Raw genomic sequence first — 20,735 nt, 5'->3', positions numbered from 1 at the left:
CTAGGTACGGCTGTCAACGTTCAGGCCATGGTCTTCGGCAATATGGGGAACGACTCGGCAACCGGTGTGGCCTTTACCCGCAATCCCAGTACCGGCGACCCCGAAATCTTCGGCGAATACTTGGTGAACGCCCAGGGTGAAGACGTGGTGGCCGGTATCCGCACACCACAGCCTATTAGCAAACTGGCGCAAGAGATGCCAGAGGTGTACGCCCAGTTCCACGAGATTGCCAAGCAGCTTGAACGCCACTACAAAGACATGCAGGACGTTGAGTTTACCATCGAGCGCGGTAAGCTGTGGATGCTTCAAACCCGCACCGGCAAACGCACCGGCGCCGCCGCTGTGAAGATCGCGGTCGATATGGTGCGCGAAGGGTTGATCGATAAGGCAACGGCTGTACAACGGGTTGATCCGCACGCGCTTGATCAATTACTCCACCCCATGATTGATCCCGCTGCGCGTAAAGATGCGCAGCCGTTGACCGTTGGTTTACCAGCGTCACCTGGTGCAGCATCCGGCAAAGCTGTGTTTGATCCCGATGAAGCCGAAGAACTGGCCAAGACTGGTGAAAAGGTCATTCTGGTACGGATCGAGACGGCGCCGGAAGACTTCCATGGTATGGTGGCTGCCCAGGCCATTCTGACAGCACGTGGTGGGATGACCTCACATGCTGCGGTTGTCGCTCGTGGGATGGGCAAACCGTGTGTGGCCGGCGCCGGCGATCTGCGGATCAACTACGCCGAACAGATGATGACGGTCAACGGTACCGTTATTCGCAAGGGCGACTGGATTACGATCGATGGTGGAAGTGGTGAAGTCTTCGCGGGCCAGATGCCGACGGTCGAGCCAGAACTCTCCGGCGACTTTGCGACCCTGATGTCGTGGGCCGATGAGTTCCGTAAGCTCGGTGTACGCGCCAACGCCGATATTCCACGCGACGCACGTGTTGCACGTCAATTCGGTGCCGAAGGGATTGGTCTTTGCCGCGCTGAGCATATGTTTTTTGAAGGTGATCGCATTGATGCAATGCGCGAGATGATCCTCGCCGATACCCCTGAAGAGCGGCGAGCGGCACTGGCCAAGATCGAACCACTTCAGCAGGGCGACTTCGAGGGTCTGTTCCGCGAAATGGCCGGACTACCGGTGACGATCCGCACCCTTGATCCGCCGCTCCACGAGTTCTTGCCCCACGACGACGAAGAGATTGAGGCACTGGCGACCAAACTCGGCGTTGATCCGAAGAAGATCAAGGCCCGCGTGGAAAGCTTGCGCGAAGCCAACCCGATGCTGGGCTTCCGTGGCTGCCGTCTGGGCATCCTCTACCCCGAAATCACCGAAATGCAGGCCCGAGCCATCTTCAAGGCAGCGGTAAAGGTGAAATCAGAAGGGATCGACGTCTACCCCGAAGTGATGATCCCGCTGGTTGGCTACGTAAGCGAACTGAAGCTGCAAGAGGAGATTGTCCGGCGCGTCGCCAGCGAAGTTTTTGCCGAAACCGGGATCGAAGTGCCGTACCTGGTCGGTACAATGATCGAATTGCCGCGTGCAGCTCTGGTGGCCGATGAAATTGCTCAGGTTGCCGAATTCTTCAGCTTCGGTACGAATGACCTGACGCAAACCACGCTTGGTCTCTCGCGCGATGACTCAGGACGCTTCCTGCCGCTCTATGTCGAGAAGAAACTGATCCCAGACGATCCGTTCCAAACAATTGATCAGCAGGGCGTGGGGCAGTTGGTACAGATCGGTACTGAACGAGGACGATCCACCCGATCCAACCTTAAGGTGGGGATTTGTGGAGAACACGGTGGCGATCCGGCCAGCGTTGAGTTCTTCCATCGGGTTGGGCTTAATTATGTCAGTTGTTCGCCCTACCGTGTACCGATCGCCCGCCTGGCTGCCGCCCAGGCTGCACTCGGCGAGGCCAAGCGCGATAAGTAAGAACATCCTCTGATCCGCTCGCTGATCGAACGGCGAGGCTCGTGAGAGCTTCGCCGTTCGTCGTGATCTTGTAACTCAAGAACGGTATCAGGCTGGCTATAATGCAATACAACGCTAGTACATCGGTATTGCCGGAAGGTTTACACTTCTGCGGAGAGTGTCATGTCATCGTTGCCGATTATTGCTACCCTGTTACACTATGCCAGGCGTATGCCTGATCGACCGTGCATTGTCGAGGATCAACATACCATCACCTATGCCGAACTGGCCGGAGCGGCAGCCGGTTGGGCCGCACGCTTTCAGGCGCTCGGTGTTCAGCGCGGCGACCGCATCGCGCTGGCCCTACCGAATACCCCTGCTTTTATTGCCGCTTACTTCGGCGCGCAACTGGCTGGTGCCGCAGTTGTGCTGATCAATCCGCAGTATCGACACACCGAGCTGAACCATCTGTTGAGCGATTCGGCGCCAACAATTGTGGTAGCAACCGATGATAATGAAGCCATCTTGAGCGCAGCAATGCCGGCCAACCGGCCTTATGTGCTGAAGCCGTCGGCAGAGTTGTGTGGTGCACCGATGACCGACCCCACGTCGTTCGACCCGCCAGCGGCCCACGAGATGGCACTGATCGCTTACACATCGGGTACGACCGGTCGGGCAAAAGGGGCAGTACACACTCATGCCAGCCTGACAGCCAATTGTGATGCCGTGCTTAACGCCTGGCAGTGGACGGAAGCTGATCGTTTGCTGCTCATGCTGCCTCTTTTCCATGTTCATGGTTTGGGTGTGGGAGTGCACGGTACCATCCGCAGCGGTGCCAGTCTTGAATTACACGCTCGTTTTGATGCTGAAGTTGCCCTCCAGCGGATGAACGATCCGGCAATTACCCTCTTTTTCGGGGTACCGACGATGTACGTGCGCCTGATCGAAGCTGCCCGACGCGCTAGGGTTCCACAACACCATATCCGCCTCTTTGTATCGGGATCGGCACCACTCAGCCCGCAAACATTTGCCGATTTTGCCGCGCTCTTCGGTCAGCCAATTCTTGAACGCTACGGCATGACCGAGACAGGAATGAACCTGACCAACCCGTACAATGGCGAACGACGGCCTGGCAGCGTTGGTATGCCGTTTCCCGGTCAAGAGGCGCGCATCGTTGATCGCGTGACCGGTCAACCGTTACCGGCAGGTCAGATCGGCGAGATTCAGGTCCGTGGACCGCATCTGTTTCAAGGGTATTGGCGCAACCCAACAGCAACTGCTGCTGTCTTCACGGCTGATGGCTGGTTCAACACCGGTGATCTAGGTTTCGTCGACGACGATGGCTACTTCCACATCACCGGCCGTAGCCACGAGCTGATTATCAGTGGCGGCTTCAACATCTATCCCCGTGAGGTCGAAGAAGTCCTCGCTCAACATCCGGCAGTTGTCGAATGCGCCGTGTACGGTCAGCCCGATCCCGATTTGGGCGAAATACCGGTGGCCGCGGTGGTAACGAATGAGCAACCGGTCACGGCTGATGAACTCATCGCACACTGTCGGCAGTATCTGGCTGCATACAAACGACCACGGCGCATTCGCTTTGTCAGTGCGCTCCCGCGCAATGCTCTTGGCAAAGTTCAGCGCCATTTGCTCGCCGGTGAGGCATCATACCACGAGAGCAGCCTATGAGTCATCTCGATGATTACGAAGGTGATACGGCCAATGACCGCAAACGGCTTAGTGAGCTAATGACCGACCAACTCGAAGAGCTGGCGCGAGCAATCCATTCTCGTGACCAACTGGTACGGGCACGAGCTGCTAGCCGGTTGGTCAACCTCAATGTTGATCCCGATCTGGTGCTTCCTGCCCTGACGCATCCGCGCCCAATGGTGCGTGAAGTTGCGGCTGAAGCAATCGGCTACAGTCAGAAACCGCTCTCACCGATGGTTATCGATACGCTGCTGGCCGCCATCGACGATCCAAAGACATTCGTGGCAGCAGCGGCTATCCGCACGCTAGGCCGACGACTTGTTAGCGATGCCCGAGACCAGATTAGCGCATGTCTTGATGACCCTGAACCACCAATTGTCGCTGCGGCAATTGTGGCACTGGCGCGCCTCGGTGACCACACGCTGGCAAGCGTGATCCCCGATTTTCTAAACAGCCCCCATCTGGTCATACGCATTGCGGCGGCTGAAGCAGCCGGTCTGCTTCATGTGTCGGCTGCCATTCCCGGCTTACTCAGGTTTCTGGAAGAATGTATTGCCCAGCATACAACTCAACAACACATTCCTAGCCGTGCCGCTAGCGTTGCAATGCAATCGCTCGCCCGTTTGCAGGCTCGCAGCGCCGTTCCATTACTCATCGAAATTGCCTGTTATGTCGTCGGATTACGTACTCTTGCAGTGCGGACTCTGATCCAACTGCATGCCGTCGAAGCCGCACCAGCGCTCATCCCATTACTCAACGAAGAAGGCAGCCACTTGCTCAACGAGGTCATTCGCTTTTTCCATACTGTCGATTACCGGCCTGCGGCACCCGCCTTACGCAACGTTCTTGAGCGGGCAACAGTACAAAATCGCGCACTGATTAAGAAGTTGTTGAGCATTCTGGCTGAATGGCACGACGAGCAGAGTATACCACTGATGAGCCATATCGCCGCTCATGATCCCAGTGCCGAAATTCGTCACCATGCGACCCGCTGTCTAACTGCGCTCCGTCAGACCTCGGCGACATCGACCACAACCGACCAGGATCGTCAAGTACCGACTATTGTGCTGCCAACGTTAGACAACGAACGCCTGCAACAACGCCGAAAACGGTTGGCACAACTGAGCATTGAACAAGTGGTCGAAGGTACCGTTCTGCGAGTGCTACGCTACGGTGCCGTGATTGACGTGAGCGGTGTTGAGGGCTTCGTCCACGTCGGGGAAATTGACTGGCGCTGGCTCGGTGATGCTCGCCAGGCGCTTCAACCCGGCCAGATAGTACGGGCGATGATTACCGACATTGATGAAGAACGTCTCCGTGTCAACCTGAGCATCCGTCGGCTCAGTCCTGATCCATGGCGTGACGTTAGCCAACGGTTTACGGTTGGTATGCAGGTAAAGGGCATCGTTACCGGGATCACCGGCTTTGGTTTATTTATCGAACTAGTACCCGGCGTGCAGGGTCTTGCTCATATCAGCCACATTCCACCCGATCAACAACCGTTGCCGCAAAAGTTTGTCCCTGGTCGCGAGGTGCAGGGGGTAATTCTCAGTATTGATAATGAACGGCGTCGAATCGCATTGAGCCTGTATACCGAACTACAGCAAAAAACCGTGTAGCATAGATACGCTACACGGTGCTCAGGTGGTGGGGACGGTGGGAGTTGAACCCACACGCCTTGCGGCACATGATCCTAAGTCATGCGCGTCTGCCATTCCGCCACGTCCCCCCTCGGCGAGTATAACACGAGAGAACATTTTCGGCAAGAGGTTGCCGGGCAGGTTCGTACCATGATATACTGAGGGTGCTGTTGTGGTATCCCGCCCCTCCGCCGCGCAGCCTGGTTGTCGTCGCGGTATCGACAGTTTGCAGGAGCCGCCATGAAAGCTGTTGTGATGGCCGGCGGCGAGGGCACTCGCCTGCGACCGCTCACGATCAATCGCCCCAAGCCGATGGTATCACTGGTCGATCGACCGGTGATGCAGCATATTATTGAATTGCTCAAACTGCACGGAATTACCGATATTATCATTACCGTGCAGTACCTGGCTAATGTGATCCAGGATTACTACGGCGATGGCAGTGCGTATGGTGTTAATATTACATACTCTCTTGAAGAAGTGCCCCTCGGTACCGCCGGTAGTGTCAAAAATGCTGAACATCTGCTAACAGAACCATTTTTGGTCATTTCTGGTGATGCGCTAACCGATTTCAACCTCACGCAAATCATTGAATATCACATTGCGTCTGGCGCAACCGCCACAATTACCCTGACTCGCGTGGCCAATCCGCTTGACTATGGCGTCATCATTACCGATGAACAGGGGCGCATCCGCCAATTACTTGAAAAACCGAGCTGGGGTGAGGTCTTCTCAGATACGGTCAATACAGGTATCTACGTTTTCAATCCTGAAATTTTTAGCTATATCGAACGCGGCAAAGTCACCGACTGGTCAAAAGATGTCTTTCCGCGCATGCTGCACCGTAACGACCGTCTTTACGGATATATTGCCAACGGATATTGGACGGATGTTGGTACCATCGAGGAATACATGCGGGCGTGTAGCGATTATCTGTCTGGAAAGGTGAATCTGCCGCGTATCGGTCACAATATCGGTGGCGACATCTGGATTGATCGCGATGCTGAAATTGCCCCTGACGCTCAACTGCACGGCCCTATTTATCTCGGTCATGGCGCCAAGATTAAGGGTGGGGTAATCATTCATGGGCCATCGGTCATCCGCGATTACACCATCGTTGATAGCCGGGCCAACATCGACCGCTCGATCATTTGGCGCAATTCCTACATCGGCGAACGAGCCGAGCTACGCGGCGCGATTGTCTTGCGTCAGTGCAATATCCGTTCACGGGCAATGATTTTTGAAGGGGCTGTAATCGGTGACGGCGTACAAATCGGTGCCGGAGCCGTTGTGCAGCCGAATGTCAAAATCTGGCCTTCAAAAGAAGTTGATGAAGGCGCGACGGTCACGTCCAGTATTATTTGGGGCAGTCAGGGTCGGCGTGTGCTATTCGGGCGCTACGGGATCACCGGCCTGGTCAACATCGAGATTACACCCGAAATGTGTGCCCGCCTGGGTGCAGCTTACGGTGCTACTCTCCCTCGCGGCTCAACCGTTACCATTAACCGTGACGCCCACTTTACGCCTCGTATGCTCAAACGGGCTATCATCGCCGGTTTGCCCTCGGCCGGGATCAACGTCTGTGACCTGCGTAATGTCCCGATTCCGATTGCCCGCTACTATACTTACGCCAGTGGTGCGGCTGGTGGTGTTCATGTGCGTATCTCGCCCTTCGACAATCGGGTTGCTGAAATTAAGTTCTTCAACCATCTCGGTCTCGACATCAACAGTGCTACCGAACGAAAAATTGAGAACACGTTTTTCCGTGAAGATTACCGCCGGGCCTACCTCGATGAGATCGGTCGTATTTTCTATGGGGAAGATGTTGAAGAGACATATCGGGCGGCATTTATGAAAGCCCTGGGACAAAATGCCGCCTTTGGCAAAGGCTTCCCTATCGTAATCGACTACGCAAACACCAGCACCAGCACGGTCATGGCTGAAATTTTGCGTCGCATGCAGGCTGATGCAGTGGAGTTGAATGTCTACCTCGATGAACGCATGGTCTTTCAGACAAGTGCTGACTTTGAGGCAGCAATGACCCGGTTGACCAAGATTACGCCGGTCGTTGGTGCGCAATTTGGGGTACGGCTCGATCCCGGTGGCGAGAAAATTTTCCTGATTGACGATCAGGGGCACCGGTTGCATCCGCTACGCGCATTGGCAGCCATCACGGCACTGGCAATGCGCGCCAATGGCGGTGGGATTGTGGCCGTACCGGTGACTGCACCACGGGCGTTTGAGCAGATCGCTGCCCGCTACGGTGGGAGTATTATCCGTACCCGCGCCAATGTCGGTGCGTTGATGAATCTGGCCGCCGAACGCCCTGATCTCCTCCTGCTCGGTGATGGGACGGGCAACTATATCTTCCCACATTTCTACCCCGTTGCCGATGGAATGTTTGCGATTGCCCGGCTGATGGAGCTGCTTACCCTTAACCAAACCAGACTCAGCGAGGTATTGGCCGATCTACCACCTTATTACCTCTGGCAAACCCGTGTCCCATGCCGGTGGGAGAGCAAGGGCAAGGTGATGCGAATCCTCAATCAACAATACCACGAGCGACATGGCGAGCAGATTGACGGTATCAAGATCGAATTGGGCCAGGAATGGGTGCTGATCTTACCCGACCCTGATGGGCCGTTCTTTCATGTGATTGCAGAAGGTACCAGTGAAGAGCATGCCCGCGTCTTGACCGAGAAATATGCCGGTCTGGTGACAAGTTTGCAGTGAAAGCGGTCGATTGGCGACCGTAACGATAATTGTTTGGAGGAGGGTACTATGTCTACCCGCTCATCCCACAACGATCCACTGTACGATACGATTGAACAGACAGCCGTTCAAGTTGGTCGATTTGGCCTTGGGCTGCTGCGGCTGCCACTCGGTCTCCTTCCAGCCCAGAGTCGCACGCATATGGAACGAGCATTGTATGAGCTGAGCCGTGGATTTGCCAGCCTGCCTGGTGATTTTGCGCGCATTGCCGAGCAAGAGATCAACCACTGGGCAAATGAACCTTCCGCACTCCCTCCAACCCGTCACCCCGAACCTGAACAACATCTGACTGTGATCATTACCCCAGAAGCGCTCGCTTCATCGTCGCCATCACCCGCTGGCCAGGCAGATGGCGAGCCGGTCGAGGAAGATATTGCCGAACTCTTGACCGAAGAGGTAGCTGGGTCGATTACCGAGATTGAACGACTGGTTGCAGAACCTCCCAACGTAAGTATCACATACATTGAATACGATCCGCCTGGTAGCGATCTGGAAGGTGAATTTGTCGTTATCACCAATCAGTCTCACGAACCGGTTGACCTTACTGGCTGGACACTGGTTGATGAAGGGAGCCAACGCACGTACACCTTCCCTGCCTTTACCCTTGCCGGTGGCGCCGAAGTGAAAGTGTGGACGAAGGCCGGAATCGATGATGCGTATAACGTATACTGGGGTTCACGACAGCCTATTTGGAACAATACTACCGACAGCGCCGTCTTACGTGATGCAAACGGCAACCTAATCAGTCGTTATACGTATGCAGCCGGTACATCATGAATTGAAGCCGGGCTTTGATGTGTCTGAGAGGGTGTCGAAAAAACCTTTTGTGTCGCTGGTTGTTCTTCTCCTTCCTCTTCCCTTGTAGAAGCAGAGGGGGTCAGCCGGAAGGAAAGGAGAAGGCTGCCGCGCCGTGAGTCGCGACCTACGGAGTATAGTAACTGCTCACGGTAGGACGTGAGCCAGAGGCCCGCGCTTCTAGGACCCAGGAATATGTTCAGACACACTCTGAGAGAGCGTCCGTAGCCTGCACCGATCTATGGGGAACACGGACTAGGAGTCAGAAGTGAGAAGAGGCTTGTATCTTTCTGTGCCGATAGTCGTCTACACCTACCCCGTTGGCTCACTTATGAGCGGGTGTGCCAGCGGCGAGAGAGCGACGTGTCTCGTCCATCGTGCCCACCACCGCACTGGCAGGGGCAGATTCCAAACGCGCCTGCCAACGTATGCTTATGCAGTGTACGATGGTTCTCCCTGCTCATCGCCAGATACGGTGATGGTAGGATCACATGGCAGTACGCCCCGCCATAACGTCCGATGGTTATACCCACTCATCTCGGCATACGGGCTAGAGGTCGGCAAGAGAATTGCTTTTCATACACACTCTAGGCGAGGCAGGAAATATTATGAGTGAACTATCCCTTGTTGGTCAAACGCTTGGCCGGTTTGAGATCATTGCTGAACTAGGACGTGGTGGGATGGCTGTTGTTTACAAAGCACGCCAGACCGATCTTGATCGTATTGTCGCGTTGAAGATTCTGCCGCCAGAGTTGACCAGCGATCAGAGCTATGTTGCTCGTTTTCGACAAGAGGCGCGCAGTGCTGCCCGTTTAGAGCACCCCCACATTATGCCCATTTATGAAGTTGGTGAAGTGGCTGGATACCACTATATCGCCATGAAGTTCATTCAAGGGCGCACGCTCAAACAGTTGCTTCAACAAGAAGGTGCATTGCCGGTAAAACGGGCTGCGCATATCCTGGCTCAGGTTGGTGAAGCACTCGATTACGCCCATCGGCAAGGCATTATTCACCGTGATATTAAACCCTCGAACGTGATGATTACCGACGACGGTTGGATTTATCTGACCGACTTCGGCCTGGCACGTGGTATCGGCAGCAGTAGCAGTGGTTTAACCATCGCTGGGACGGTGATGGGAACCCCTGAATATATGTCCCCTGAACAGGCACAGGGGTTGCCTAACGTTGGTCCGCCAACTGATATTTATGCCCTGGGGGTGATGCTCTACGAGCTGCTCACCGGGGCATTTCCCTTCAAAGCCGAGACCCCGATGGCAATGCTGGCTGCACGTCTCGTTCATGCCCCTATTCCACCCCGTGACATTCGTGGCGATCTACCGCCAGCGGTTGAAGATGTTATCATGCGTGCACTGGCGCGTAAGCCCGAAGCCCGCTTTGCCTCGGCTGGCGAAATGGTTGCCGCATTGCGGCAGGCCGTCGGCTTGAGCGAACAAGAATTGAGCCGCCCCTTAACGCCACAGCGCGGGATGCCGGCTGCTGCCATCTCAGGCCAACCAACCCCACCACCCGCGTATGCACCAACCGCGCTTGCCACCCCACCACCCGCGTATGCACCAACCGCGCCTGCCACCCCACCACCCGTCTACGTTCAAACACCAGCGGCACCAGCAGCCCATCCATACAGCGTTACCCCACCAACACCAAACCCGCTTAACGTTCCGACAGCGCCACTCCAAACCCCTAGAAAAGGGGTACCGGTTGGCCTCATTCTTATCGGTCTCATCGCCAGTGTCGTTTTGATTGGAGGTGGCCTGACTGCCTTCTTCCTTTTTCGCCCTTCGTCGCCGCCGTCGCCAACGGTTATCACACAACCCGATGAAACGCTCATAAATGAAGGCGACGCCGCGCTGGCTCGCCCAAATGGATTGACTAGTGCCATCACAGCCTATCGGTCAGCAGTCGACGCCGATCCGGCTAATATGAAGGCGCATGCCCGCCTGGCATGGGCTTTACTGGCGCAAGGTGATTGGGATACAGCGCTAAAGGCAACGGAGTCGTTACGCAATGCCAACAGTGGCTCTGACAGAGCAATTGGCGAAGGTATTAGTGGTTACGCCTACTTTCAATTGGGGAATATTGTGGAGGCGCGCACGGCAAGTCAACGTGCTATCGCTGCCGATCCAACCGCCGCGATTGGTTATGCCTTACGCGCAGCAGTGGTCGCAACGAATGCTGCCGATAGTCGGAATAATGCCCTGATGGACGAGGCATTTGCCGCGATTGGTGATGCCGAAGACCGTCTCAACCAGAGTGATCCGTTGACACAGGCATTCATCCGTGCACTTCTGGGCTGGGCTTTTGCCCAGGACTACAAACTGCGTAACGATTCGGCAGTGCTCGAACAGGCTATCAGCAGTCTTGAAGCTGCCATTGACGCTTACCCAACGCTGGCTTTCTTCCACTATGAGCTGGCAAACATCTATCTTTCGACGAACGATCGAGCCACGGCGCGTAATGAATACAACGCTGCGTTGCAACTCGATCCTGCCTTTAGTCCGGCTCGCACAGGACTGGGTTGGATCGCGTACTTTGATAATCAGCTCGATGAAGCCAAACGCGCCTTTGAGCAAGCTCGCAAACAACATCCCAACGATAGTGATGCCTTGCTCGGTCTAGGACGAGTCGCCTTTGATCAGGGTGATACACAAACAGCCATTGACTATTTCAAACAGGCAGTTGAACTAAATCCATCCTCAGCAATCGCGCATTTCTTTTTAGGAGAAGCCAGCCTGTTTGCCGGATACGATGCCACCGATCAGAATGTACAAAATCAACTGTATCAACAAGCCGAAATCGCTTATCGCACGGCTATCAAGCTCGACGACTACGCTAGTCTTGCATATAATGGCCTCGGTTGGATTCTCCAATACCAAGAACGTTACGCTGAGTCGATAGAAGTATTTGAAAAAGCACTTCAGCTTAATGATCAGGAAGCAGAGATTTTTAACGGCCTCGGCTGGAGTCTCTTTCTCAGTGACCGTTACCAGAAGGCCGAACCGATGTTTAAGCGGGCCATTGAACTCGATCCCGACTATCTCAGTGCGTACTTTGGTCTTGGTCGTACCTACGAAGAACAGAGACGATGGGACGAAGCCCTCACAACATATCAAACACTTAAACAGATGAGTCCTGAATACCCTGGTATCGACGAAGCCATTAATCGTGTATCAGGTTAAAACGAGACGGTACATGTGACGGCAAAAACAATAGTTCTCATCGGCCCACCCGGCTCTGGCAAGACCACAATCGCGACTCAGTTAGCGCAAGCTACCGGGATGGCAATCATATCTACCGGGCAACAGCTCCGTGCCGAAATTCACGCCCAGAGTACCCTGGGACGGCAAATCGAACCTTTGCTCGAACAAGGCCAGTTAGCACCTGACGAGGTTATGGCCGAACTGATGCGGAGCTGGTTGCGTGCCATTCCTCCATCCCAAGACTGTCTGATCGAGGGGTACCCTCGCAGTATCGCTCAGGCACGCATGCTCGATACAATCCTGGCCGAATTGGGACGCCAGCTTCATGCCGTCATTGTCCTTGAACTGGACGGAACAGAGATTGTACGCCGGCTGAGTGGTCGCCGTATCTGGCATAAGCTTGACGGTCAGGAAGAGACCATACACATTGACAATGCCACAAAGATGGCACAATACCTGGCAGAGGGTGGAACGTTGTCGCAACGCGAGGATGATCAGCCGGCAGTCATTCGAGCACGTCTGCGAATCTACGAGCAACAAGCAAAGCCCATCATTGACTACTACGAGACACATGTGCCTATTTATCGCATTCACGCCGATCAATCACCGGCAGCAATTGTTGCAGCCATTCGAGACATTATCTAAGCTCAGTAGCTTGAGATTCGATCCAAAGGAGGAACACCGATGAGTAAGCAGGTTGCCATCATCACCGGTGCAGCCAGTGGCATCGGATTAGCCTGTGCCGAACGATTCGCTGCTGACGGCTACCAGGTTGTTTTGGTCGATCTACCGAGTGCCGCAGGTGAAGCAGCAGCCGAACGATTGGGTGGTCTCTTCGTCGGGGTTGATTTAGCTACGCAGGCCGGGTGTCGACAAGCGGTCGATGCCGCTCTCAATTCGTATGGACGAGTGGATGTGCTGATCAACAATGCCGGTTTTCAGCACATTGATGCCATCGAAGACTTTCCCGAAGATCGCTGGGAAACCATGATTGCCGTCATGTTGACCGCCCCCTTCCGCTTGACCAAATACGTCTGGCCGAGTATGAAAGCCAATGGCCGTGGCCGGATTGTTAACATCGGTTCCGTTCATAGTCTACGTGCTTCACCGTTCAAGAGTGCCTACATTTCAGCCAAACATGGCCTCCTCGGGCTAACCCGCACTGCCGCACTCGAAGGTGGCCCTTATGGGATCACGGTCAACCTGATCGCCCCTGCCTACGTGCGCACACCGCTAGTAGAAAAGCAGATTGCCGATCAGGCCCGTACTCGTGGCATTCCAGAGGAGCAAGTCATTGAAAAGGTGATGCTCGAACCGGCTGCTATCAAACGGCTGATTGAGCCTGCCGAAGTTGCCGGATTGGCGGCGTTCCTTTGCTCTGACGCTGCCGGTGCGATTACCGGTTCGGTGTACGAAATGGCATTAGGGTGGACGGCACGCTAAGAACATTTCAAAGTTCTTTACATACCCGCCTGTGGTGTTGGAAGGAAGAGGAGTCTTCCAGCCTCATTTTAATCCCTCCTCCTTCCTCCCTGCACCAGACACGCCCGGCTTTCCAGCTTTCAAACACTCGCTTATGTCAGGACACGGGCCAGAGGCCCACGCTCCCGGCCAACAGCAGTATGTTTTCTCTTGATGACTGTATCAATACAGCATCAGCACAGCAGGCTACCTGCTCTGTTCCCCTAATATTGCCTGTGCCTCTGCCACATCACGCTTGATCTGGTTGACCAGATCATCAACACCGCTAAACTTACGTTCGTCGCGGAGACGCATCAAAAACTCGACACGCAGTGGCTGATCGTACAAATCCCCTTCCCAATTGAGCAAATGGGCCTCAACTACTCGTTGGGTTCCGGCAAATGTTGGCCGGACGCCAACATTGGTTACCGCCGAAATAACCTGACCCGTTGCCAGATATGCACGACAGACATATACTCCATTTGCTGGCAAGACAACATCGTGACTGACCTGTACATTTGCAGTAGGGAAGCCGATCAGTCGTCCACGTCCATCACCACGAGTCACAATCCCGCGCAGAGCAAACGGTCGACCGAGGAGAGCACTCGCGCCAGAGACATTCCCAGCGAGCACTAGTTCACGAATACGCGATGAGCTTACCGGAATACCGGCAACCTTGTACTTACTCAACGCTCCCACGGCAAAACCCATCTCCCGCCCAAGTTCCATCAGACGCGGAATGTCTCCCTCGCGACCACGCCCCATGGCAAAATCTTCACCAACCCAGATTTCACGCACCGGCAGCGCGGCCATAATATGTGCCATATACTCGGCTGCCGTCAAGTTACGGATAGCAGGCGTAAATGGGGCGATAATCAGCAGATCAGGCTCAAGACGACGAATCTGCTCGATTTTTTCGTCAAGATCACTCAACAATTGCAACGGCTGATCCGGTTGCAAAACCGCTCGTGGATGCGGCTCCCAAGTCAGCACAGCACTCAGCATATCGAGCGCTCGTGCCCGTTCTACCGTTGTCCGAATCAGTTGCTGGTGACCGAGATGGACACCATCAAAACGGCCAATCGTCAACACGGTCGCCCGGTTGGCCAATCCGGGAGTAAGATCACGGGCGATCTGCACAGATTTCCTGCTCCATTCCTATTGCTGACTGGCCAGACGTTGTAACTCGGCCAGCCGATTCAATGCTTCTAGCGGTGTCAGCTCTTCAATACGGAGCCGTCGTAAATACTCTACCACCGGATGCGGCATCAGATCAAAGAACGACAATTGCATCCTTCCTGACAGCTCACGATCAGGCGACGCGACGATTGCTGGTGATGCGGGCGCTGCCGGTGCTGATGGTGATCCAACCCGACCTTCGAGTTCGGCCAGCAAGGCACTGGCCCGTCGGATCACTTCTACCGGAATACCGGCCAGCTCAGCGACGTGAATTCCATACGAGCGATCGGCGCCACCAGGGCGCAACTCGTGCAAAAATACTACTCGACCATCGCGCTCAACTGCCGCCATATGATAATTCCGCACTCGTGGGAGCTGCTGTTCTAATGCAGTCAATTCGTGATAGTGGGTGGCAAATAACGTGCGACAACCCAGTTGCGGATGGTCGTGAATATACTCGACCACCGCACGCGCAATGGCCATCCCATCATACGTACTGGTACCACGTCCCACCTCATCAAGAATGATCAACGAGCGCGGTGTACTCTGTCGGAGCAGGGCTGCGGTTTCGGTCATTTCAACCATAAAGGTACTTTGACCGGTCGCAATATCGTCTTGAGCACCAATCCGGGTGAAGATGCGATCAACCAACCCAATTTCAGCCTCATCAGCCGGAACAAACGAACCAATTTGGGCCATCAGCGTAATCAACGCCACCTGACGCAAAAAGGTACTCTTACCGGCCATGTTTGGCCCAGTGATAATCAAAATCTGAGTACGGTCACCGTCCAGTTCGACATCATTCCCAACAAACGGTTCGCTCAGAGTACGCTCCACCACCGGATGGCGTCCCTGCTTGATGCGAAGCACGCGGTCGTTGCGCAACATCGGCTGCACATACCGGCCACGCACGGCAGCCTCGGCCAGTGCGGCCAGGGCATCGATCCGGGCCACTGCGCTAATGACAGTACGCAACCGATCAAGGTGCTGTTGCAATAATTCACAGAGATGCTGAAAAATATCACGCTCAAGATCGATCAGCTTCAAGCGAGCATCGCTCAGCAAACTCTCGTAGAATTTCAGCTCTTCAGTTACATACCGCTCAGCGTTTACCAGGGTCTGCTTCCGTTCGTAATGGGGTGGAATAAGTTTCGGATCCACTGCCCGTGAAATCTCGATGTAATACCCAAAGACCTGATTGTAACCAACCTTGAGCGAACGAATACCGGTACGCTCGCGTTCCTTGCTCTCAAGTCGATCAATAAATTCTTGTGCGTGACGACTGGCCTTGATCAAGTCAGCGAGCCGCTGATCGAAACTGGGGCGAATCACCCGTCGCGGTCGTTCACCACCCTCTTCAGCAGCCCGCAGATAATTTGATGCACCCAACAACGCCGGTGGATCGTCGTCGAGGGCCTGTTCTAGCAAATCGAGCACATCAGTACACTCATCAAACGTCAATGCCGATTCACCGGTCATCTCAGCAGCCAGGAGATCGGGTAACAGTGGTTCAACCGCTTGCCGCACTGCCGATAACTTCCGCAGCGCAGCCCGCAACAGCACCATATCACGCGGTGTCGCCACTGCAATTCCCTGCGCAATACGATTAACCGCCCGCTCGACATCCGGCAATTCGGCCAACGCTGCCCGCACCTCAAGCCGTGCCATCGTTTCAGCAACCAGCCGGGCTACCGCCCGTTGCCGCACCTGAAGCGGTTCGAGGACGATCAATGGCTGAGTAATCCAACGACGCAACAAACGCGCCCCCATCGCCGTGCAGGTACGATCAAGCACTGCAATCAGCGACGCTTTTGCTCCCTGTCGCCCACTACTCTCCAACAACTCTAGATTCCGGCGCGTCTGTGGATCGAGCAACATATACGCGCCGGTATGATACACGCGCAAATGACGCAACTGACTCACCCGCTGGCGTTGCGTCACCTGGGCATACTGTAAGAGGGCACCGGCCGCACGCGCAGCGAGAGGACGGGTATCAAGGCCACACACCACCAGCGACGCGACACCCAAATGTTCACACAACGCCTCTGCTGCGGTCGTCAGCTCCCAACGCCATACCGGCCATTCGGTCACATGGCCTTGCGTCCAACTGGCTGTGCTTACACCTTCAAGGCGACGGGCTACCCGTTCGTGAGGCAACAACGCTTCGCGCTCATCTTTTGTGAGCGGCGCCAAATCCTGACTGAGTCGGGCCTGTACCGGTGATAGACCGGAGAGACGCAACGCATCATCGTCAGGAACTAACACTTCGGCAGGGTTCAGACGGGCCAACTCGGCCTGCAATTGAATCTGTGCACGCGCATCAGCAAACTCAGCAGCGGCAAACTCACCGGTAGACAGATCGGCATACGCTAGACCAACCTTCCCTTGCTCAACAATCACCGCAGCAAGATAGTTATTATTGCGGTCAGGCAACAGTGCCGGATCAATCACCGTTCCCGGCGTAATCACCCGCACGATCGCCCGTTGCACCATCTTACCGCTGCTCTCAACTGGGGTCAGACCAGCCGCATACACCGAACGAGGCCGGGTATCGTTGCGCATCGCCTCTGTCTCACTCAACTGCTCGGCAATCGCAACGCGATAACCACGCGCAATCAGCTCGCTCACGTAGCGATCCACCGCGTGATACGGCATACCGGCCATTGGTGCATACAGTTTCTGCTGTTCCTTCGGCAAGCGCTTATCAACCGCGTATTCTTTCCGGGTTAATGTTATGTCAAGCAACTCAGCAATCAACTTTGCATCATCATCAAAGGTCTCATAAAAATCACCAAACCGAAAGAGGAGGATCGCGTCAGCAGCCTCTTCTTTTAGTTTGCGATATTGGCGATACCATGCGTGCAATTCAACAGCGGCCATAGGAACATCATTACCTGATCATCTAACCAACAGCACTGCCATGATCTGAACAGATTGCACTCGAGTTATGATAGCATATTCTGACTGGCGAGCAGGTAATACCTTTCAATCAGACCCCACTATCATGCACGGCAGTCTGGCAGTTGTACCAACAAAATGGCGCACCATGGTATACTAAACCAGAAACCTCATCACGTCATACAGGATAAAGCCCGTGGCAACGATTGGTATATCAGCAGCATTAGAACAGTTTCACCCAAACGAACTTCTCGAACACTGTCGATTAGCCGAGCAGTACGGTTTTCGCGGCGTCATGGCAGCCGATCACTTCCAACCCTGGGTACCGGCGCAGGGACACAATGCGTTTGTGTATAGCTGGATGGGTGCGCTCGGTGTCGTCACCAATCATCGTTTTGGGCCAGGTGTGACCTGCCCGTCCTTCCGCACCCACCCGGCAGTTATCGCTCAGGCCGCTGCAACCCTGGCGGCCATGTTCCCCGGCCGCTTTTGGTTAGGGTTAGGCAGTGGCGAACTGCTGAACGAAAATGTGGTTGGCGGTGAATGGCCAGAACCACTGACTCGTTTTGAGATGTTGCAAGAGGCAACCGAGATCATTCAGAAGCTCCTTAGCGGTAAAGAGACGCGGTATCGAGGCCGGTATTTCCGCATGAATAAAGTCCGCCTGTGGACACTGCCTGAGCAGCCGGTACCGATCTACATTGCTGCTACCGGGCCACAAACACTGCGTTGGGCCGGACGCACCTGTGATGGTCTGATAACGCCGGGAGCCGTCCCTGATAAACTACGTCGCATTCTGGCCGACTTCGCTGCTGGCGCCCGAGAAGCTGGCAAAGACCCTGATCAGATGCCAAAACTACTCCAATTGCACGTTTCATGGGCGCCAACCGATGAAGAGGCACTGCACAACGCGCTCACGCAGTGGCCCAACGGTGGCATGAATTTTCCTAAACAGGATATTCGCTCGCCAGAAGATTTTGCAGCCATGGCAAAGCTCGTGCGACCGGAAGATTTTCGAGGTCGCGTCTTGATCTCTTCAGACCTCGAGCAACACCGTGCCCATCTCCAGCAATTCATCGATCTCGGCTTCGACGAGATTTATGTGCATAATGTCGGTCGCAATCAAGTTGAATGGATTAAAGCCTACGGAGAAGTCGTCTTACCCAAGCTACGCCCATGTTCAACCGTATCCTGATTGCTAACCGCGGCGAGATTGCCGTGCGTATTATCCGTGCATGCCGCGAATTAGGCATCAGCCCAGCGGTTGTGTATTCTGCCGCTGACGCTGGAGCACTGCATGTACGTATGGCTGATGTAGCTATCGAGATCGGGCCACCGTCGGCAACGCAGAGTTATCTACGCGCTGAAGCAATTGTTGAGGCAGCACTCAAACTGAATGCCCAGGCGATCCATCCCGGCTATGGGTTCCTCAGTGAGAGTGTAAAACTGGCTGAGCAGTGTGCAGCAGCAGGATTGACCTTCATCGGGCCGCCACCGGCGGCAATTGCTGCGATGGGAGGGAAGGCTGAAGCCCGTGCCCTGGCCCAGGCTGCCGGTGTGCCGGTTGTGCCGGGCTACGACGGCGACGACCAGAGCGACGAACGGCTGATTGCTGAAGCCCGACGAATTGGACCACCATTGCTGATTAAGGCCAGCGCTGGTGGTGGTGGGAAGGGAATGCGTGCGGTTGGTGATCTGGCCGATGTCCCTGCGGCCATCGAAGGTGCCCGCCGAGAAGCGCGATCGGCCTTTGGCGATGACCGCTTGATTATCGAGCGGCTGGTGCTCCGCCCACGTCACGTTGAGATACAGGTACTGGCTGACATGTATGGCAACGTTGTTTATTTAGGTGAACGCGACTGCTCGATTCAGCGCCGCCATCAAAAAGTGGTTGAGGAAGCACCATCCCCTGCCTTAACGCCAGCGTTACGTCAGGCAATGGGCAATGCCGCAGTCGCTGTTGCTCGGGCAGCCGGTTATGTCAATGCCGGCACCGTTGAATTCATTCTCACACCCGACGGTGAATTTTACTTTCTGGAAATGAATACCCGTCTGCAAGTTGAACACCCGGTCACCGAACTGGTATGCGGATACGATCTGGTTCACTTGCAGATTGCTATCGCCGCCGGAGAACCGCTTCCTTTCCGACAAGAAGATATTGATGTGCGCGGTCACGCGATAGAAGTTCGTCTCTATGCCGAAGACCCCCGTACCTACCTGCCATCAATCGGAAAGGTAGCGCTGTTTGTGCCGCCACAAGGGCCAGGTGTACGGGTTGATGCCGGTCTAGTAAGTGGTGATGAGGTGACCGTCCATTACGACCCACTCTTGGCGAAGATTATCGTATCCGGCACTAACCGGCAACAGGCAGTCGCCCGCCTGCGTCGAGCATTGCGCGAGATGGCAGTCCTTGGCCCAACAACCAACCTACCACTGCTACAGGCCATTGCCGAACATCCAGCCTTCGCTGCCGGTCATACCCATACCGGCTTCCTCAGCGAACATGAAGGTCTGGTGCCGCCACCCGGCCCACCACCGTGCGCCGTTCTGGTTGCCGCAGCCGTACTCAGCGTTACCGACCCCCCACCACCGCGTGACCCCTTCGCCGCCGTTTGGCGGTTAGGTGGTGATACTATTCCACTCACGTTTGTCGCGCATGGCGATCACCACCTGCGCGTGACACCATCTACCAATGGCTGGCAAATAAGCGGAGATTCCTGGATCGCTCAGGTATCACTGGTGCGGCGCGGGCACCACGAACTGGCGTTAGCGATCGACGGTCAACGCCAGCAATTCTTCTTCGCCCGCGTTGAAGATGGTTGGCTTATTGCATGGCGAGGTGAATCGTATCACCTGACACGTCCGGCGTCACTTACGGCCGATAGCGTTCTGCGGAGCAACGATCAGGATGCGGCCAGCTTTAACGCCCCAATGCCCGGCACAATTGTACGCATTCACGTTGCAGTAGGCGAACGGGTTCGTGAAGGGCAACCACTGTTAGTATTGGAAGCAATGAAAATGGAACATACTGTGGTCGCACCATACGCTGGCATTGTACGGCGTCTCCCTTATCAGGTTGGCGCAAGTGTAGCTGCCGGCGCGCATCTCGTTGATCTTGAACCGGTATCGGAATAATTGATCTGAC

At 55.1% G+C, this 20,735-nt stretch carries 12 protein-coding genes and 1 tRNA gene; 10 read left to right on the top strand and 3 right to left on the bottom strand.

Annotation, left to right across the window (positions count from 1 at the left end):
* The 3 genes from ppdK to JE47_RS20495 form a co-directional block, all read left to right on the top strand.
* Positions 1 to 1,938, top strand: a 1,938-nt coding sequence (ppdK, locus tag JE47_RS0110010) for a pyruvate, phosphate dikinase (protein ID WP_031459620.1), incomplete at its 5' end; no start/stop codon positions are given.
* Positions 1,939 to 2,100: 162 nt separating this feature from the next.
* The gene (locus JE47_RS0110005) at positions 2,101 to 3,606 is read left to right on the top strand and encodes an acyl-CoA synthetase (protein WP_031459619.1); all 1,506 of its coding nucleotides are present in this window, start codon (positions 2,101 to 2,103) and stop codon (positions 3,604 to 3,606) included.
* Positions 3,603 to 5,246 (top strand): S1 RNA-binding domain-containing protein, encoded by a 1,644-nt coding sequence (locus JE47_RS20495; RefSeq protein ID WP_035419302.1) that lies wholly within the window; start codon positions 3,603 to 3,605, stop codon positions 5,244 to 5,246. The genes JE47_RS0110005 and JE47_RS20495 overlap by 4 nt, the downstream gene beginning before the upstream one ends.
* A gap of 26 nt (positions 5,247 to 5,272) precedes the next feature.
* Here the strand turns inward: JE47_RS20495 and JE47_RS0109995 are convergent.
* Positions 5,273 to 5,356: transfer RNA gene (locus JE47_RS0109995), tRNA-Leu, on the bottom strand.
* A 151-nt stretch (positions 5,357 to 5,507) separates the two neighbouring features.
* Between JE47_RS0109995 and JE47_RS0109990 the strand changes: the two genes are divergently transcribed.
* From JE47_RS0109990 to JE47_RS0109970, 5 genes are all read left to right on the top strand, one after another.
* Positions 5,508 to 8,000, top strand: coding sequence for a mannose-1-phosphate guanyltransferase (locus tag JE47_RS0109990; protein ID WP_031459618.1), 2,493 nt, complete (start codon positions 5,508 to 5,510; stop codon positions 7,998 to 8,000).
* A 48-nt stretch (positions 8,001 to 8,048) separates the two neighbouring features.
* The gene (locus JE47_RS0109985) at positions 8,049 to 8,816 is read left to right on the top strand and encodes a lamin tail domain-containing protein (RefSeq protein ID WP_031459617.1); all 768 of its coding nucleotides are present in this window, start codon (positions 8,049 to 8,051) and stop codon (positions 8,814 to 8,816) included.
* A gap of 626 nt (positions 8,817 to 9,442) precedes the next feature.
* Entirely contained in the window at positions 9,443 to 12,031 is a 2,589-nt protein-coding gene (locus JE47_RS0109980; protein ID WP_031459616.1) for a serine/threonine-protein kinase, read from the top strand.
* A gap of 15 nt (positions 12,032 to 12,046) precedes the next feature.
* A complete protein-coding gene (locus JE47_RS0109975; protein WP_031459615.1) occupies positions 12,047 to 12,697 on the top strand; it encodes an adenylate kinase family protein in 651 nt (216 codons plus the stop codon).
* Between the two features lie 39 nt (positions 12,698 to 12,736).
* Positions 12,737 to 13,495 (top strand): 3-hydroxybutyrate dehydrogenase, encoded by a 759-nt coding sequence (locus JE47_RS0109970; protein WP_031459614.1) that lies wholly within the window; start codon positions 12,737 to 12,739, stop codon positions 13,493 to 13,495.
* A gap of 225 nt (positions 13,496 to 13,720) precedes the next feature.
* On the opposite strand, the gene JE47_RS0109965 is transcribed toward JE47_RS0109970, so the two are convergent.
* Positions 13,721 to 14,653: a bifunctional riboflavin kinase/FAD synthetase gene (locus tag JE47_RS0109965; RefSeq protein ID WP_031459613.1), complete on the bottom strand. Its 933-nt coding sequence runs from the start codon at positions 14,651 to 14,653 to the stop codon at positions 13,721 to 13,723.
* An 18-nt stretch (positions 14,654 to 14,671) separates the two neighbouring features.
* On the bottom strand, positions 14,672 to 17,572 hold the full coding sequence (mutS, locus tag JE47_RS0109960; protein WP_031459612.1) for a DNA mismatch repair protein MutS: 2,901 nt from the start codon (positions 17,570 to 17,572) through the stop codon (positions 14,672 to 14,674).
* Positions 17,573 to 17,786: 214 nt separating this feature from the next.
* Between mutS and JE47_RS0109955 the strand changes: the two genes are divergently transcribed.
* Positions 17,787 to 18,785: a TIGR03557 family F420-dependent LLM class oxidoreductase gene (locus JE47_RS0109955; RefSeq protein WP_031459611.1), complete on the top strand. Its 999-nt coding sequence runs from the start codon at positions 17,787 to 17,789 to the stop codon at positions 18,783 to 18,785.
* Entirely contained in the window at positions 18,767 to 20,725 is a 1,959-nt protein-coding gene (locus JE47_RS0109950) for an acetyl/propionyl/methylcrotonyl-CoA carboxylase subunit alpha (protein WP_031459610.1), read from the top strand. The genes JE47_RS0109955 and JE47_RS0109950 overlap by 19 nt, the downstream gene beginning before the upstream one ends.
* Positions 20,726 to 20,735: the final 10 nt, after the last annotated feature.

Source organism: Chloroflexus sp. MS-G (assembly GCF_000735195.1).
Classification (GTDB): domain Bacteria; phylum Chloroflexota; class Chloroflexia; order Chloroflexales; family Chloroflexaceae; genus Chloroflexus.
The sequence above is the reverse complement of the archived record's forward strand: the minus strand, read 5'-3'. Positions and strand labels throughout refer to the sequence as shown.

Coding starts and splice junctions, on each gene's coding strand:
- JE47_RS0110005 (WP_031459619.1), top strand. CDS start 2,101: ATGTCATCGTTGCCGATTATTGCTACCCTGTTACACTATGCCAGGCGT.
- JE47_RS20495 (WP_035419302.1), top strand. CDS start 3,603: ATGAGTCATCTCGATGATTACGAAGGTGATACGGCCAATGACCGCAAA.
- JE47_RS0109990 (WP_031459618.1), top strand. CDS start 5,508: ATGAAAGCTGTTGTGATGGCCGGCGGCGAGGGCACTCGCCTGCGACCG.
- JE47_RS0109985 (WP_031459617.1), top strand. CDS start 8,049: ATGTCTACCCGCTCATCCCACAACGATCCACTGTACGATACGATTGAA.
- JE47_RS0109980 (WP_031459616.1), top strand. CDS start 9,443: ATGAGTGAACTATCCCTTGTTGGTCAAACGCTTGGCCGGTTTGAGATC.
- JE47_RS0109970 (WP_031459614.1), top strand. CDS start 12,737: ATGAGTAAGCAGGTTGCCATCATCACCGGTGCAGCCAGTGGCATCGGA.
- mutS (WP_031459612.1), bottom strand. CDS start 17,572: ATGGCCGCTGTTGAATTGCACGCATGGTATCGCCAATATCGCAAACTA.
- JE47_RS0109950 (WP_031459610.1), top strand. CDS start 18,767: ATGTTCAACCGTATCCTGATTGCTAACCGCGGCGAGATTGCCGTGCGT.